This is a genomic window from Alkalihalobacillus sp. AL-G, from assembly GCF_030643805.1.
GTDB lineage: Bacteria > Bacillota > Bacilli > Bacillales > Fictibacillaceae > Pseudalkalibacillus.
Map to the genome: position 1 here is coordinate 517,221 of NZ_CP094656.1, position 17,317 is coordinate 534,537.

Genomic DNA, 17,317 nt, shown 5'->3' on the forward strand with positions numbered 1-17,317 from the left:
TGCGCTCTTTCTGAATAAAAAGGAGTCACACATATGAGATATTTCAATAAAGTATGTGCTGGAATTGATTGGTTTAATGAAAAAGCAGCGAAAGTATCCGCTTGGGCCATCGTGGTTTTAATCCTAACTATCGTTTATGAAGTAATTTCGCGATACATGTTTAACTCTCCAACAATATGGAGTTACGAAATGTCTTATTTCCTTTCAAGCTTTTTAATCATGATGGCAATGGCATACACGTTACAAACAAAAAATCACGTAAATATAGATATTATCTATAACAAGTTGTCTAGAAAGATGCAATTAATCCTATCTATTATCTTTACATTACTTTTCTTTTTCCCGATGTGGTTTTTAATCGTCAAGCAGATGATCCCGAATACTATAAAATCTTTTACTATAGGGGAAAGAAGTTCATATGGAAGCTGGCTTCCTTTAATATGGCCATTTAAAGCGTGGATTCTATTGGGTCTGATCATGCTTCTACTTCAAGGATTCATAGAGTTTTTACGAGACATTATTCGATTGTTTAAGGGAGATGATAAGGTATGAGTATTATACTCATGAATCCCTACGTTATTACGGCATTAATGGTACTTTGCATGGTGTTTTTCCTTGTGATGGGATATCCTGTTGCATTCGTTCTTGGCGGATTAGCCACTATTTTCGGATTGATATTCATCGGTCCATCTGTAATCAGTTTTTCCATGTTTGAAATTTACGGAACTTTTAGTGAGTATTTATTGGTTGCCGTCCCTTTATTTGTATTTATGGGAGTAATCATTGAAAAATCTGGACTAGCCGCCAGATTATATGATGCGATGCATGTGATTCTAGGCAGATTACCTGGGGGCTTGGCGGTTACGACGGTAATCACGTCAACTATTTTCGCAGCTGCCACAGGGGTCGTTAATGCATCAGTAGTTACGATGGGGGTATTGGCATTACCTGCCATGTTAAAGCATAAATACAATATACCGCTTGCTACTGGTTCTATAACGGCGGGAGGAACATTGGGAGTACTCATACCTCCAAGCGTCATCATTTTGATCTATGGCCCTGTAGCTGGAATTTCTGTAGGGAAATTATTTATGGCGGCCATTTTCCCAGGAATATTATTGTCTCTGTTATATGTGATCTATGTTATCATCCATTGCTCTATCAAACCTGAACATGGCCCACCACTTCCAAAGTCTGAGGTCAATATACCATTATCTAAAAAACTCTATTTGTTAGCTACATCGGTATTGCCAGTCGGTTTGTTGATGCTTGCAGTGCTAGGTACGATATTCTTTGGAATTGCTTCCCCTACAGAAGCAGCAGGGATCGGAGCATTAGCTGCTTTGCTATTAGCTGCCGCCTATAAAAAGCTTTCTTTTAAAAATTTAAAGGAATCGGTATATCGTGCTACTACAGTATCCGCAATGACATTTATGATTTTAATAGGTGCTGGAATCTTTACGATTGTTTTTATTAGATTAGGCGGAAATCAGGTTGTTGAAAATATGTTGTTAAGTTTGCCATTTCCTGCTTGGGGTATTCTTTTGGCAATGCTTGTTATCATTTTTCTTATGGGTATGTTCCTTGACGAAATTGCAATTATTATGATCGCAATTCCGATTATTTCTCCAATTGCAGATGGATTAGGATATGATCCACTTTGGTTTGCTTTACTGGTAATGGTTACGATGCAGACTGGCTTTTTGAGTCCGCCATTCGCCTTATCAATCTTTTATTTAAAAGGGGTAGCTCCACCAGAAGTTACAACTTCCCATATTTACAAAGGTGTTATTCCATTTATTGGTCTGCAAATTTTGGCCATTATTTTACTAATCCTATTCCCTGAATTGATTACATGGTTACCGAACCTAATGATTGAATAATAGATTAGAATTCTAGAAGGGATGAATATTTATGGAAAATTTATTATCAAATAAAACTGCCATCGTATCGGGGGCAGCTTCGGGTATGGGTAAATCCATTGCACAAACCTTTGTAAAATACGGTGCCAATGTCACGCTTACAGATTTAAATCGGGAAGGATTGGAAAGTGCTTCTGCCTCTTGTAATCCGGATCAGATTAAACTGGTCAAAGCTAATGTTTCAAAAGACGAAGATTTTGCTTCATTGATAGGAGAAACGATAGAAACATTCAATGGATTAGATATTATCGTAAATTGTGCCGGAGTCCCACAGTCTTTTACGCCAATTGAGGAGTTAAGCGAAGAACAATGGGACCGTATTATGGATGTAAATCTAAAATCCATTTATTTATCGGCAAAGCATGCAGTACCTTTTATGAAAAATAATCAGAAAGGTACCATTATAAATATCGCCTCAATAGCTGGTGTTCGAGCACGACCGGGATTGAATGCCTATTGTGCTTCAAAAGGTGCTGCCCTTATGTTGACTAAGTCTTTAGCATTAGAGCTTGCCCCGCATAAAATTCGAGTGAATGCTATTAATCCTGGCCCAACCGAAACACCAATGATTAATCAGTTTTTACCTGGAAATGAAGCAGATATCGATGGGGCGAAAAAGAAAATATTTGTTGATAGTGTCCCTCTAGGGTCATTGATTCAACCTGAAGATATCGCATATGCAGCACTCTATCTTGCGTCTGATCAGGCTAAATCGGTTACTGGTGAAATATTGAATGTGGATGGTGGAAGAGGAGTGTAATTGTCCGGAACAAATTTAAAGAATGGAGGTAACCATTGAAAACCTTAATAGTTGGTGCTGGAGCGATGGGCTGTCTGTTTGGAGGGAAATTAAAGCAATCTAACTTTGATGTAACCCTTTTTAATAGGAAAAATGATCATATGAAGACGATTGAAGCAGAAGGTTTACGCATTATTGAGAGAGATGGAACGACTTCAAATGTGGATATTCCTGTCGTGACCGATCCTAAAAATCTTGCTGAAAGATATGATTTGATTATTATTTTAGTTAAGACTTTTGCGACCGAAAAGGTTTTAAATCAGATATTGCATACGATGGATGAGGAATCCATAATCCTAACACTTCAAAATGGAGTTGGAAATATTGAACGGTTAGAACAAATGGTTCCGAATAGTCTTGTGGGAGCAGGGGGTGCAGGATGTGGTGCAGGGATTATTGAGCCTGGTCTTATCGCCCACCGTGCTTGGGGGAAAACTTTCATCGGCTTTTCTAGCAAAAAAACGGAGTCAAATGGTCTTCAAAAGATTGCTGATATGTTGACAAAAAGTGGTTTAAAAACATATGTTTCGGATGACGTACAATCAGTAATTTGGAGTAAATTATTGGTGAATGTGGCTTACAATGGCTTAACTGCAGTAACTAGATTGAAAAACGCAGATGTTGTCCTTCCTGTGGAGGGTAAAGAAGTAGTAAGAAAATTAGTTGAGGAAGCAGTGAGTGTAGCTGATGCCAAAGGGATTAATCTATTATTCCAACAGCCTGTAAGAGAATGTATTGAGATGGGAATCGAAGAAATTGGTAAAAATAAATCGTCAATGCTAACGGATGTCATAAATGAACGTAAAACCGAAATAGATGTAATCAATGGTGCTGTTACCAAGTACGGTGCATCCCACTCTATTCCAACCCCATACAATGAAATGATGACTAGTTTAGTGAAAATAATTGAAAGCAGTTATTCCAAAATCGTGACGAGTACATAAAATTTAGTGTTTAATTACATGGACTGGGGATGGTATTCGTGAAAATCGAGGAACAAAATATAGATGCATTGTATCATCAAGAAGAATCAGGCTCAGGGAATAGACTGCCCGCTTCAATAAGGGAATGGAAACAAAAGGCTGAAAATATTTTACAAAAAGAAGCCTTTGAGTATATTGCTAGAGGATCTGGTGAAGAAGCTACATTGAGGTCGAACAGGAAAGCGTTCAATAATTGGCAGATCTCACATCGAGTCCTCCGTAACGTTTCCAACAGAGAATTGTCAATTTCACTATTTGGTAAAAGAATCAGTTCTCCACTTCTACTTGCACCAATCGGGGTTCAGACAATTGCTCACCCTGAAGGAGAGCTGGCATCGGCTAGAGCAGCGGCCGATATGGATATCCCGTTTATTACAAGTACAGCTGCAACATATTCTATGGAGGAAATTGCAAATGAGATGGGAGACAGTCCTCGATGGTTCCAGCTCTACAATTCAAATAATGATCGTGTAACAGAAAGTATGGTTAAACGGGCAGAGGCTTGTGGCTATTCTGCGATTGTAGTTACCGTCGACACACCTGTACTTGGCCATAGGGAATTTGATCTCCAAAATAGTTATTCTCCATTAAAAGAAGGTAAAGGAAATGGCAACTACATATCGGATCCAGCCTTTTGTGAGATGTTAGAGAAATCCCCACGAAAAGACATGAAGGCGGCAATTCAAAAACAAATGGAATTGTTTGAGAATCCATCACTCACTTGGGAAGATATTGAGAAAATCCGTAAGTATAGCAAACTCCCGATTTTATTAAAAGGCATTGTCGATCCGGAAGATGCAAAGATAGCCTTAAACTATGTGGACGGATTGATTGTCTCTAATCATGGAGGTCGACAATTAGATCATGGAATTGCCTCATTGGATGCCTTAGAGAAAATATGTCAAGTCATCCAGGGTGAAATCCCCGTGTTATTCGATAGTGGAATCCGTAGGGGAACGGATGTCCTAAAAGCAATAGCACTCGGTGCTTCGGCTGTCCTTCTCGGAAGACCATTTATGTATGGTTTGGCTACCGGGGGAGAGGCTGGTGTCAAAAGAGTAATTCAGCAAATTCAAAAAGAGCTTGATGTGTCAATGGCACTTTCTGGTGTCCGTTCAATTAATGAAATAGACTCATCCTTACTTGTTCGTCAAAGATAAAAAGGATTACCAGGTTCAATCCGAAGTTTGCACAAAGAGTCCCTGATACTATAAAAAAGGGGACGACCCGAAAGGACATTGGAATAAGTTCTTCGGTCCACCCCTTTTTTTATCTATTTTCGACTGAAACACAAGGGGGCGCTGACTCAAAATCGTCAGTCCCTCCTGATCGTTCAAGTTACAAGCCAAATATATGTGTTACACGAGAAAAAACCGAGTTACACGATAAACCTCCATTTTCCCTTTAATTAAAGGCCGTAAACACTTCCATAAATAAGAATTTGCACTTACAACTTCATTTTTCATCAATTATATAAAACTTCTTGCAATGGTAGGAAGACTGAAATAATTTAAAGGGATTTATCTTTTGAATCAGCCCCTTTTATGAAACACGATCATATTTTTTTTATTGAATATAACATGGACCAACTGATTCTTGTATTAAGGTGGCTGCCACAGCAGTTACCACCCGAAAATGATGTTGGAAATCCTGGTCTATGTCTATTCCGAACGAATTTATTCATGCCGTATAATTGAAAAAGTCCTTGAAGCAAACATCTACTTCATGTGACTTAGTTTCCGATGTCCATAACTTAAAGAAATGGGTATTGAAAGTTAAACCAGCGTCGTAATGTGCCCCCTGAACATTCTCAATTGGGGGTATATTTTCTCGCCTTTCCACTCCAAAATCAGGAAAACAGAAAAAAGAGGCAACCCCCTCATCTGCTTTTTATAGATGTATTGGGTAAGCCTCGTTTTTTGTTGATTCTAAATTGAAGCTCCCTTAATTCCATCCGTTCACTTTTGCAAATTTTGATTATACAAATTTTACACATTGAAAACACTTACATCGGCTTTATAAAAGGATTATAATGAGTTTATGAGATGATCATCTATTTAATAACAGTACATTATTGCAAAAAATATAATCAGATAGTTCTATAGATTAGGGGGATCCCGATGGTATTGGATAAAAGGCGTGCACACTTATTATCCATCATTCAAAAATCTACTACCCCGGTTCCAACAAAGGATCTAGTCGAAAAGATGAGGGTGTCTCAACGCACAATCTATTATGACTTAGATCAGATCAATAGTTGGTTGATCGATCAACGGCTGGAACCGATTGAAAGCATCCATGGTAAAGGTGTTTATTTACCGGATAAGTCTAGGAGTAAGATAGCAGTTCACAATACAGAAGGTTTTGATGATTGGCACTATCAATTATCCAAACAAGAGCGTGAATTACTCATCAAAGCGAAGATTTTACTTGAAGAGCAAGAGGCGTCAATAGATAGTTTCATGGAATTGACGAGTATGAGTCGAGGAACCGTCGCTAAAGCAATCAAGGCTATTAAACGAGACTTTAAGCAACACCATTTGGATTTGCTTTATACAAAAGGAATAGGTTATCACTTGTCTGGCTCTGAAGAATCTAAGAGGAAGATGCTTTCAGAAGTCCTGTCAACAATTTATTCTCATAAGGAATGGCAAAACGTCCGGAACGAAATTCATAGGATGCTCCAACCCGAAGCAGACGTGTCGTTACAGGATTCTGATCAGAGAAGTACTGTAAAAGATCTGCTTTATGAAGCAGAAAAAGAATTGGGACTGACTCTTACCGATGAAATGGTAGAGGTCCTTTCCATTCAACTCTTGATCATCATGAGGCGGATTCGTTTAAAGAATTTCGTACGTGTAAATACAGAGGAGAAGGAAGTGCTTCAACGTACTGACGCCTACCATGCTTCCTTGCTTATAACAGAAAAGTTTAAGGAATTATGGGGATTTGATTTTCCAGAGGATGAGATTTGCTTCATTACAATGAATCTCCTTGGGTCAAAAGTGCAACATGATGATTTCAGTCGATATACAGAAAAGGAACTGAAGGGGCTTAGGCAAGTCGTTCATCGTATGATTTCTGACTTCCAAACGTATTCCTGTGTCATTTTTGACGATCGGAAGGGGCTTGAAGAGAACCTTATCTCTCATATTAAGCCGACTTATTACCGCCTGAAATATGGTGTGCAAATTGCGAACGAATTATCAGAAAGCATCAAAGAAACTTATCAAGACATCTATCATTTGACCAAACGTGTGATGTTGCACTTAGAGTACTATGTAGGCCAGCCGATTCCAGATGAAGAAATCGCGTACATTACTTTACACTTTGGGGGTTGGCTTACAAAAGAAAAGAAGCAAGTGGAAACGAAATTCAAAGCAATCATCGTCTGTGAAAATGGAATCGGTACTTCTAACATGCTCAAGACACAATTGGAAAATTTGATTGCAGGGCTCGATGTCACCGCTACCCTTTCAATGCGGGAGTTCCGCACAAATAAGTATGATGCAGATGTCATTTTTTCAACCAACTTCATCAAACCGAAAAGCATTCCAGTCATACATGTACCGGCAATTTTATCAACGATTGAAAAAGAACACGTCATACAGAACATGAATGAACTCTTTGATGCGGATCATGCATCAAAGAACCTGACAGATCACGTGTTAGATATCGTAGAACGACACGCCACCGTACATGAAAAAGACGATCTAAAGAGAGAATTGACTCAGTTATTAGAGTCAAAGTCACCACGGACAAAGGAGCTAAGGAAACCAATGCTCAACGAACTACTGACAAAACAAACCATACAATTCAAAGACAAGGTGTCCAATTGGGAAGAGGCGATCCATGTCGCTGCCCAACCTTTGATCAATCAAGATTCCATCCGTTCGGACTATGTGGAAGCGATGATTGAAAATGTAAAGGATCTAGGACCTTATATCGTGATCGCTCCACGCATTGCAATACCCCATGCCCGTCCAGAAAAGGGTGTGGAACGGTTAGGGATGAGCTTGTTGCGATTGAAGGAGCCTGTTTATTTTTCCGAAAAGGAAAAACACCGAGCGCAATTGATTATCGTATTAGCTGCAATAGACAACCAAACACATCTTAAAGCGCTGGCACAGTTGACAGAGGTTTTATCAAATGAAGAGAATATCGATCGTTTAATCAGAGCCAATGATAGCGTAAGTGTACTTCAAGTGATTGATCAATCTGTAAAAGCTTAAAGAGGTTGTTCGAGTGGCTGAAAAATTAAGGGGGAATTTGAAAATGAAAAAAGTATTAGTCGTTTGTGGAAATGGTTTAGGAAGCAGCATGATCGTAGAAATGAATGTTAAGGCTGCCCTGAAGGAAATGGGTAAAGAGGCTGACGTATCTCATACTGACCTTTCAACAGCTAAGACTGAACAAGCTGATTTATTTTTAGGGTCAGAGGACATTATTGAGAGTTTAGAAGATGGAAAGAAAAATGTTGTCAAGCTTAAGAACCTGATGGATAAAAACGAGCTTCGTGCAGCACTAGAAAATAATTTGTAAGTCAATTTTGAAACGAAAGGGGCGTTACACATGGTTGATTTAATCATGAAGGATATATTAGGAACACCTGCAATTCTTGTTGGTTTATTCGCATTGATCGGTCTTATTGTACAACGTAAAAATTCCGGAGAAGTCGTGTCAGGTACACTGAAAACGGTCATGGGCTTCGTCATCCTGGGTGCAGGAGCAAGTGTACTTGTCCAATCATTAGGACAGTTCAGTAGTATGTTCAATAAAGCATTCGCCGTAGATGGGGTCATTCCGAATAATGAAGCAATTGTTGCTTTAGCTCAAAAAGGCTTTGGTACAGAAACGGCGATGATTATGTTGTTCGGTATGATTGCTAACATAATCTTTGCGCGTTTTACACCTTTTAAGTATATCTTTTTAACAGGGCATCATACGATGTTCATGGCCTGCTTGATCGGAGTCATCTTGACTACTGGAGGATTCTCCGGAGCTTCTATGGTCATCCTTGGAGCAATTATTCTGGGAGCATTGATGGTGCTATCCCCGGCCATGTTACAGCCTTTCACTCGTAAAGTAACAGGATCTGATGACTTTGCAATAGGGCACTTTGGGTCAATTGGTTATTACGTATCCGCTCTGGTCGGGAAAGCGGTAGGAAAAGGCTCTAGATCCACTGAAGAAATTAAAGTGCCTAAATCACTTGGGTTCCTGCGTGATACTTCCGTTTCAGTCTCCTTAACCATGGCAATTCTTTTCTTCGTCGTTGCAAGCTTTGCAGGACCTTCATTTGTTGAAGCAGAATTAAGTGGAGGGCAAAACTTCCTTGTCTTTGCCTTTATGCAAGGTCTTACTTTTGCAGCAGGAGTGTACATTATCCTTGCCGGAGTTAGAATGCTCCTAGGCGAGATTGTCCCAGCATTTAAAGGGATTGCTGATAAAATCGTACCGAATGCAAAACCAGCGCTTGATTGTCCAGCCATTTTCCCGTTTGCGAGTAATGCTGTCATCATCGGATTTTTCTTTAGCTTCATCGCTGGACTAGTAAGCATGTTATTCTTGCCATTATTAGGTTTAAAAGTCATCGTTCCAGGGTTGGTACCACACTTTTTCACGGGAGCTGCTGCCGGAGTATTCGGAAATGCAACTGGCGGACGAAAAGGGGCGATCTTCGGATCGATGGCCAACGGAGTAATGATCAGCTTTTTACCCGCGTTATTGCTTCCAGTACTTGGCTCCCTTGGATTTGAAGGGACGACATTTGGAGATGCAGACTTTGGCGTAGTCGGTATTGTTCTTGGAAACCTTATCCGATTAATTGAGTCCAATATGATTGTCTTTATTGCAATTTTAGGATTGATAGGCCTCCTATTCTTACTAGGATGGAAAACTAAGGCCAACAAGAGTAAAAATAATACTGAAGCCGCTTAAATTAGTTGTAATCATGTAACTGTGGAAGAGTCGAGTTATTGTCGGCTCTTCTCTTTTTACGTTTTTAAAATACATTTCATGATGGACATTCCACAAAAAACGTAACGGCGAAATATGTAAGCGGACTATAGTCTGTCTCCTGCCGAGGTGTGTCTTAATTACGTTATAAAAAAGGCCTTCCTTGTCCAGGGAAGGCCTGAGTTTTGTGTATCAAACATTTCTTAGTGCTTTTGAGATGGAATCATCGCCAGATAAAATTTCAAAAGTTTTGCTGTATGTGTTTTCTTGTTCAAGCGTTTCAAATAGAACATGAGCAACATCTGCTCTTGGGATTGATGATTTGTAGCCTAACGATACAGCAGCATCAATCTTGCCTGAACCTGGTTCATTCGTTAATCGTCCTGGGCGAACGATCGTGTAATCCAGGTTGGTTCCTTTGAGATATTCATCCGCACGGTTTTTAGCAGCATAATATGGCTTCATTGATTCCGGTGCATCTGCAAGCCTTTTTGGAATGATGGAACTCAACATGATGAATCGTTTCACGCCAAGTGATTTAGCAGTATCCATTGCTTTGATTGCGCCTTCCTGATCGATGAGGATTGTCTTGTCATAACCTGTATGTGCGCCAGACCCAGCTGTAAAAATAACTGCATCTGCACCAGCGACTGCATGTGAGAAGTCCTTCTCGAGATTTCCAGTAACGGTTTTTGCACTGAGCTTTTCCATCGTTGGAATCTGGTCTGTATCCCTTACCATTGCTGTTACTTCATGTTCACTTTTTCCGAGTAATTCAACGAGTTGTTTGCCGACTTGTCCATTAGCTCCAATGACGAGCACCTTCATTTTGTCATCCTCCTCGTATTATTCGTTCCTAACCTATTATAAACCCCGGAACTCCTTATTTAAAATTGTCTGTTTGGAACAGTTTCATAAGTACGAGCCTTATCTCTATAAAAAGAGCGAGGGACATTTCCCACGCTCAGCATACTTTGATTTTTGCCCTTAAAATGCGTCATCTTCCCTTGTTGTAGGATCGCTGATTCGGTTCGATGCTTCTGGGATATCATCGTAAACCGTAGGGTTGATATTATGAATCGAGCCATCGGCTAAGGCTTCAAATACTTCATAAAGCGGGGCTTTGACCGTTTCCTTTAGCATACCGCTTTGTTTTTGACCCAGGGTTTGGCTTTGCCCTTTAATTTCAATCAGCATGATAGCGGCATCATTCAGAGCAAATGCACCAAGTGACGTTCCTGGAAGATTTACGTCAGGATACTTTTGAATGGCTCCGTAATGGGAGTTTCCTCTTTGTAAAGTAAGGTAGGTGAGGGCATTCACCTGTTTTCCTAATTTAAGTGCGTCCGCATCTACGTCGTATTCCTTTCCTGTAAAAGGATCTGTATATGTTTCTGTCGCCACTACTGCCGCAAGCTGGACTGGAACGGAACGATCATCCTCTTCTGACAGCTTATTAAAGCCGCGGTGGTGGACATCGACATACACATCCGGTTGGAATTCCTGGAACACATTTGTTATGGTTCTTGCTTCGGCTGTCACATAATAACCACCGTAATTGCTGTTGTTTGTAGCTTCGTTATTTAAAAAAGTTGTGACTACCGATTTATTTAAGTCTTCGATAGCAAAATCCAAGTTTGGATTATAATCGCGGTTTTGATCATACCCTGGTATTCCATAAACGATGCGGCCATTGTTATTTTGCGCACGTTCACTTCCATCCTCGTTATAGTACCATGGTGATTCCGTGTCTGCAGGAAGGCCGATTTCTTCTGGTGTCCACGTCTGGTGTGTATAACGGATCGGGTACCATTTCCCTTCGTATTTGTTGTCGTTACCTTCCGGGTTGATTCTCGGCATGATCCAGATCGAAACATTTTCAAGGATATCATTCACACTCTGGCTTTCAGATGAAAGCTTTTGAATGATATCGATCGCGGCTTCTGTCCCGATTTGTTCATTGCCATGGATTTGGGTTGTAATCAGGATTCTTTTTTTATCGGGGTCTGCATCCCCAAACTTTGCGACATATAACGGTTCTCCTTTAGTTTCTTCCGTTGCATAGCCATCTAGTGTTTGATTCGAATAACCAGCTACCTCAAGCTTCATTTTTCCTTTTGAAGATTCTTCAAGTTTTTTCAATGTATCATATAATTCTTGGTTCGTCATAAAGTTCGACAGTGAAATGTTTTGTTCATTTTCAATATATGGACCGTTTGGGTTTGTTTGTGGGTCTGCAAAAGCCGGTGTTGATACAACCGTTGATAGCAAGAATGCTGCAGGAATTAGTACTTTTGTTACTTTTTTCATTGTTCAGTCCTCCTTGATATTATTTAGATTCGCGGAAATTTAGGGTATCGAAATAAATGAGTAAAAAAATTTAAACATCTATCGAACAGATAGTTACACCTCCTATTCAGGTTTAAAATTCTAAATATTCTATACATGAATTTTATAGTTTCAAAAAATGAGTGTACATAGGGAAAATCTACCGATTAACGCTTTACTATAATACAGGATAAAAGACTGCAAGAACTGTTCAAATATAATGAAAGATACGAATTTCCTCCTTGTTATTGTTTGGAAATTGAAGGATCGAAGTGACCAATGGCACAGTTCGATTGGATTGTCGAAAACATGGAAAAATGATGCTCAAAAAACCCTGATAATCGGGGGTAAATTACTTTTATTTTCCCAATATCCAATCAGCAGGATTATCCTATTTTTTCATGAATATTTACAAGGAGTTTACAATTTAAAGGAGGAGTAGGATGAAATTAAAAAGGTTTGCTGTATTGTCACTCGCCGCGTCTTTAACACTTTTTCCAATGGTTGGAGGTGCTGCCGCTAATGGTCAACTAGAGTCGCCTGAAAAATCACCAGCCGTCAATGCCACAGTTGAAAAAGGAAGCTATGAACTGGGGGAAGTCCTTGTAAAGTTTAAAGATCAGGCTGATAAGGCAGCTAAAAGTAAGGCTCTGAAAGCTGTCGGTGCTAAAGTAGTTCCAGATGAGGATGCTGTGAAATCGCCATTTAAAGTGTTGAAGGTTGGTAATGTTGAGGCGGTTGTGAAAGCATTAGAAAACAATCCGAACGTAGAATATGCTGAGCCGAACTACACGCTCAAGGCAACATGGACACCAAATGATACGTATTACAGCGGTTATCAGTACGGACCACAGAACACATATACAAACTATGCATGGGACATTACACGAGGTAGCAGTGGTCAGGAGATTGCTGTCCTAGATTCTGGAGTCGATTATAATCACCCCGATCTAAACGGGAAAACGATTCGTGGTTACGATTTTGTCGACAATGATTGGTATCCGATGGACTTGAACGGCCATGGTACACACGTTGCAGGAACAGCAGCGGCAGAGACGAACAATTCGACGGGTATTGCAGGAATGGCTCCGAATACTAGTATCCTAGCAGTTCGGGTTTTAGATGCGAATGGAAGCGGTTCATTAGCTGATGTTGCAGACGGAATCCGCTATGCTGCTGATGCTGGTGCAGAGGTTATCAATCTTTCGCTCGGGTGTAACTGTGATACACAGGCAATGGAAGACGCAGTGAATTATGCTTGGAACAGCGGAACTGTTGTCATAGCGGCTGCAGGGAATGATGGCGTTAGTACGACATTCGAACCAGCTTCTTACGCAAATGTGATTGCAGTTGCAGCTGTTGACAGCAGAGATCGTATTGCTAACTTCTCCAACTACGGATCGTGGGTAGATGTAGCCGCACCAGGTGTGGACATTGCTGCTACGTATCCGGATAATCAATATGTGTATATGTCTGGTACATCGATGGCTTCCCCACATGTTGCGGGACTAGCTGGGCTTTTAGCGGGACAAGGAAGAAATAATGCTCAAATCCGTGCGGCAATTGAACAAACTGCTGATAATATCAGAGGAACTGGTTCTGACTTCGCACATGGACGAATCAATTCTTATGATGCTGTAAGATACTAAGATTGTTAATATAATTGGTTAATAGAGTAGGGTGGGTCCTTGGATATCAAGGTCCACCCTACTTTTTTGTCATGCCCGCGTACGGTAAGAAACGGTTTTTATCCTTATTGACTTAATTGCTTCTCAATACTTCCATCGGTAATGTGCAGCGATCGGTGTACTGAAGGACGTCAGCTTAACTTCAGATGCAAAGGGCTCGTTATTTTGAATGACATAAGGAGTTCCGTCCTTTGCCCGCTTATCTGAAATGATGACAACGTGATGGTATCCATCTAAGAACATGACAACATCACCTGGCTGCCATTTCTTCAGGTTCTCAATATTTCCTGGAATGAGTTCAGTCGTTAACGATTCTGTAAAGCGTTCAAAATAGACATGTTGATTCGGAACCCGTCGGAAATCGATGTTCGGGTCAGGGTTCCCATTTACTCTCGGGTACAAGTCCGTATGAGCCGCAATATCCTGATCAATCAGATCCTTCAAATTGATATCTGCGCCAAGCAAGCCTCTCCAAATGACATCGGTACAAACGCCTTCATCATCAGGCGGATACCCTCCATTATAGTAGGCACTTTGATATTCTGTCCGTTGCTCAACTTCCTCACGAGCTGCATTGACGATATCGATTGGATCCGCAATTCCATTTTCGTTCCGGTCAACAGTTGTATACGTATCAGGTACGTGAACCGTCTTTTTAAAAGGATTGTCAATATGAATGCCAAGTGTATCTAAAATGATCCCATCTCTGAAAAGGCAAACGAAGGCGATAAGACCGACAAATAATAGAGAGAATAAGACCTTAAGTATTTTTTTCATCTGCATTTTTACCCACCTTTTGTTACTTTGAACCTATCATCTATTATGACGATGAACATATAAATAAAGTTCCCTCCTTTTAATTAGGTCGAAAAATGAAAGCGGACTATAGTCTGCCTCCTGCCGGGTTGTGTAAGAAATTCGATGTAATTTTTTGCACCTTTTCCTTTTTATGAATCACTTTTTGTAACACCTGCTGTTGTAGAGTGACAAAATATTCAACATTTTTTTATAATCTTAGAAACGCAATTAAAAGAGGGCTGACTCGTTAACATGAGTCCAGCCCACACTATGTATTTGTTTGCAGTTTAGAATGCAATCAGCTATCCTGTTTCGCTATTTCTTGCCTTAAGAAGAGTTTGATTTCGGTTTCAGTGATTCCTGATTTCAAAGCTTCCATGATCAAATTTACCCACTCCGGATCAAGCTTTTCCTTTTGATGAACCATTTGCTTTTCCATTTTATCCCCCTAAAATACAAACCGTATTCCAGGTAACCCAGCCGTCATCGTTCAGGAACATTAGACCTGTGGCTTTGCGTCCCTAACTTTCATTAGGTTTGCCTTTAGCTGAATAAATTCAATTTAAAAACATGTACGTTGTGAGTCACTAAGTTGGAGAGTTAATTTGTACATGATGAACCAGTGGCATAACGATCAGCTATATTTTGGAAAGCGCATGATGAATAAGTGCTACATCTAGTGTACTAGTTAGTGTGGTCATATAAATAGTGACAATCGGTCATTGAATTGGTCATATAAAAATGACCGGAAAAATGCCATTGTGACGAGTAGTGAGATGGTTCAACATGAAGACTTATGATTCCAGTTTTTTTGACAACAAAAAGCGCCAGCTGAATGGCGCGGATAATACGTTTACATAGTATAAGGATCAAACAATCGGTATCGAGAATTCGAGGGCAAAGCCCATTTGGTCACTTGAAGTAATCATGAGTTTACCGTTTTGTTCCTCCAGCCTTTCTTTGATTGAAGTTAGACCGAACCCAAACGTTAGCTCATTTATGCCAACCCCATTATCCGAGAGCGAAAAGTGTAGATTGTTTTCTGAATCGATATATAAGCTGAAAATGAACTTTGTACAGCCTCCATGGCGGATTCCATTTGTCAATCCTTCCTGCAAGGTGTGATAAACAACTTTTTCAATTGTTGGAGATAGGTTGTTAACGGTATCTTCAATAAGGGAATCAACTTTAATGCTCGTTGTCATTTCCGTCATTTCGATTAACTTGTTCAGAGAAGGAATAAAAAGGATTGGCTCGTTATTTTCTTTTAGTGTGTGAACCGTTCCTCGGATATCGTTCAACCCTTTTTGAATCAGTTGTTGGGAAAGGTCCATTTTATCAATGGCTAGCCGGACATCCTTACCGACAACCTTTTTTGCAACTTCAATCTGTACACTTGTCGTGGTTAACATATGCCCGAGAATGTCATGCAGTTCTCTGGCAATTCGGCTTCTTTCCAGGAAGATCGACTTTTCAGCAAGCATTGCAGCTGTCTCAAATTGAGCTTGTTCCAAATCCTTTGTCCGCTTACGAACCTTTTCTTCAAGAGTTACGTTTATCTCCTCTAAATGTTTGGTCATTTGTTCAACCCGCTGGAAAGACTTTGCAAATTTCAATGATAGATTTACTGATTGTGAAATGATCAGAAGAAAGAATCCAATCGGCAGGAGATCCACTGTGTATATAACACCAGCATAATATAGGACATCGTTTATTGTACAACCTAAGAATATTAATCCTGTTATGCTGCTGATCAGTGCTGCATTTCGTTTGCGGATACATGCAAGGACCTGGACGTATTGAATGTATACCAGCAGCAATAAAAGAAATATCTCAAAGGCTGACAGCGTTTCTGTGAATAGTTTGGCAGGAAAGCATATGACGAACAGACTGAAAAGAATGGAAACGCTGCTCGCAAAGTAGTAGATGTACTTGTTCATTTCAGCTGGGAACATGGATCGGATGAACGAGACACCTAAAAAAGCTCCGAAATACACCGTTAAATATTCAAGCTTTAACGCAAGGTACCAGTTGAAGTTCGGAAACCATTCGATCAGATACATTTGGTCGACGATAATTGCCCGGAGTGCACCGATGAAGCACAGTAACCCGAAATAAAGTGAGGATTTGTCCTTTGTCCGTTTGACAAAGAGTACGATATGGTAAAAAGCCATAATGACAAGACTTCCGAAAACAAAGATGTTCAACGCGACCTTGTCCTGCTTCATATCGATAATTTGATCGGGACTGCCTAATATGATTTCTTGTATGATTCCGCCTTCCGAGTGAGAGAAGTTGGCGATTTGTAGAAGAATCGAGGTATTGTCTCTTGCACGAAAGGTGATTACGTTCGGTTTATATCTAGGGGAGGCGTTCTGTTTGCTTGTTCCGACGGTTCCGTTCTCAGCAGTAAGCTGTCCATTCACCCATAACCGGTACGAAGTATCGATCGTCGGAATGTACAATGCCATGAGTTGTTCTTCAGTATCTACATCCATTCGTACCGATAAATGATAGGTAGCATAGCCTTCACCAGTCAAGGTTTCACTATGGTACAGTAGACCATTCCATATTGAAGGAACCTTAATCATTAGAGGTGAATATGAAGTTAAATCATCGTTTGGATCCAATAGGTGGTGCCAATAAAATGCCCATTCACCGTTTAGCTTCACAGCTCCGTCTTCTGGTGGGACCCAATCTGTCAGGTCGATTACACCGTTTTTTGCCGCAGCGAATCCATTGTTTTTGGTTTCACTGCAACCCGTCAATATGAGTAAGAACATCATTATCATAAAGATACGCTTTTTCATAAGCAACCCCTTAATCCATCTAGCATTCTTA

At 40.2% G+C, this 17,317-nt stretch carries 14 protein-coding genes, 1 pseudogene and 1 riboswitch; of the genes and pseudogenes, 10 read left to right on the forward strand and 5 right to left on the reverse strand.

The features are described 5' to 3' along the window. Positions 1 to 33: 33 nt before the first annotated feature. The 9 genes and pseudogenes from MOJ78_RS02595 (at position 34) to MOJ78_RS02635 (ending at position 9,644) form a co-directional block, all read left to right on the forward strand. Positions 34 to 552, forward strand: coding sequence for a TRAP transporter small permease subunit (locus MOJ78_RS02595; RefSeq protein ID WP_304979671.1), 519 nt, complete (start codon positions 34 to 36; stop codon positions 550 to 552). Next, the gene (locus tag MOJ78_RS02600; protein WP_304979672.1) at positions 549 to 1,883 is read left to right on the forward strand and encodes a TRAP transporter large permease; all 1,335 of its coding nucleotides are present in this window, start codon (positions 549 to 551) and stop codon (positions 1,881 to 1,883) included. Before MOJ78_RS02595 ends, MOJ78_RS02600 begins: the two co-directional genes overlap by 4 nt. A gap of 31 nt (positions 1,884 to 1,914) precedes the next feature. Beyond that, positions 1,915 to 2,682 carry an SDR family oxidoreductase gene (locus tag MOJ78_RS02605; protein ID WP_304979673.1) on the forward strand — a complete coding sequence of 256 codons (768 nt, stop codon included), beginning with the start codon at positions 1,915 to 1,917 and terminating at the stop codon, positions 2,680 to 2,682. A 35-nt stretch (positions 2,683 to 2,717) separates the two neighbouring features. Further along, on the forward strand, positions 2,718 to 3,665 hold the full coding sequence (locus MOJ78_RS02610; RefSeq protein ID WP_304979674.1) for a ketopantoate reductase family protein: 948 nt from the start codon (positions 2,718 to 2,720) through the stop codon (positions 3,663 to 3,665). A 38-nt stretch (positions 3,666 to 3,703) separates the two neighbouring features. Then, the gene (locus tag MOJ78_RS02615) at positions 3,704 to 4,864 is read left to right on the forward strand and encodes an alpha-hydroxy-acid oxidizing protein (protein WP_304979675.1); all 1,161 of its coding nucleotides are present in this window, start codon (positions 3,704 to 3,706) and stop codon (positions 4,862 to 4,864) included. A gap of 445 nt (positions 4,865 to 5,309) precedes the next feature. Then, a pseudogene (locus MOJ78_RS02620) lies at positions 5,310 to 5,432 on the forward strand (transposase); the annotation flags it as partial. A gap of 392 nt (positions 5,433 to 5,824) precedes the next feature. After that, positions 5,825 to 7,936 (forward strand): BglG family transcription antiterminator, encoded by a 2,112-nt coding sequence (locus MOJ78_RS02625; protein WP_304979676.1) that lies wholly within the window; start codon positions 5,825 to 5,827, stop codon positions 7,934 to 7,936. Positions 7,937 to 7,979: 43 nt separating this feature from the next. Continuing rightward, positions 7,980 to 8,246, forward strand: coding sequence for a PTS sugar transporter subunit IIB (locus MOJ78_RS02630; protein WP_304979677.1), 267 nt, complete (start codon positions 7,980 to 7,982; stop codon positions 8,244 to 8,246). A gap of 30 nt (positions 8,247 to 8,276) precedes the next feature. Next, positions 8,277 to 9,644: a PTS ascorbate transporter subunit IIC gene (locus MOJ78_RS02635; RefSeq protein WP_304979678.1), complete on the forward strand. Its 1,368-nt coding sequence runs from the start codon at positions 8,277 to 8,279 to the stop codon at positions 9,642 to 9,644. 210 nt (positions 9,645 to 9,854) lie between these two features. Here the strand turns inward: MOJ78_RS02635 and MOJ78_RS02640 are convergent, their stop codons facing one another. Further along, positions 9,855 to 10,490 carry an SDR family oxidoreductase gene (locus tag MOJ78_RS02640; protein WP_304979679.1) on the reverse strand — a complete coding sequence of 212 codons (636 nt, stop codon included), beginning with the start codon at positions 10,488 to 10,490 and terminating at the stop codon, positions 9,855 to 9,857. 159 nt (positions 10,491 to 10,649) lie between these two features. Beyond that, entirely contained in the window at positions 10,650 to 11,972 is a 1,323-nt protein-coding gene (locus MOJ78_RS02645) for a M14 family zinc carboxypeptidase (protein WP_304979681.1), read from the reverse strand. Between the two features lie 461 nt (positions 11,973 to 12,433). Here MOJ78_RS02645 and MOJ78_RS02650 point away from each other — a divergent pair, with 461 nt between their 5' ends. Then, positions 12,434 to 13,639, forward strand: coding sequence for a S8 family peptidase (locus MOJ78_RS02650; protein ID WP_304979682.1), 1,206 nt, complete (start codon positions 12,434 to 12,436; stop codon positions 13,637 to 13,639). Positions 13,640 to 13,762: 123 nt separating this feature from the next. Here MOJ78_RS02650 and MOJ78_RS02655 read toward each other — a convergent pair whose 3' ends face one another. The 3 genes from MOJ78_RS02655 to MOJ78_RS02665 all read right to left on the reverse strand — a co-directional run bounded on the left by MOJ78_RS02655 (position 13,763) and on the right by MOJ78_RS02665 (position 17,286). Further along, the gene (locus MOJ78_RS02655; protein ID WP_304979683.1) at positions 13,763 to 14,461 is read right to left on the reverse strand and encodes a DUF1287 domain-containing protein; all 699 of its coding nucleotides are present in this window, start codon (positions 14,459 to 14,461) and stop codon (positions 13,763 to 13,765) included. Positions 14,462 to 14,774: 313 nt separating this feature from the next. After that, positions 14,775 to 14,915, reverse strand: coding sequence for an anti-repressor SinI family protein (locus MOJ78_RS02660; RefSeq protein ID WP_304979684.1), 141 nt, complete (start codon positions 14,913 to 14,915; stop codon positions 14,775 to 14,777). Between the two features lie 28 nt (positions 14,916 to 14,943). Then, positions 14,944 to 15,028, reverse strand: a riboswitch (cyclic di-GMP riboswitch). A gap of 317 nt (positions 15,029 to 15,345) precedes the next feature. Continuing rightward, positions 15,346 to 17,286 (reverse strand): sensor histidine kinase, encoded by a 1,941-nt coding sequence (locus MOJ78_RS02665; protein WP_304979685.1) that lies wholly within the window; start codon positions 17,284 to 17,286, stop codon positions 15,346 to 15,348. Positions 17,287 to 17,317: the final 31 nt, after the last annotated feature.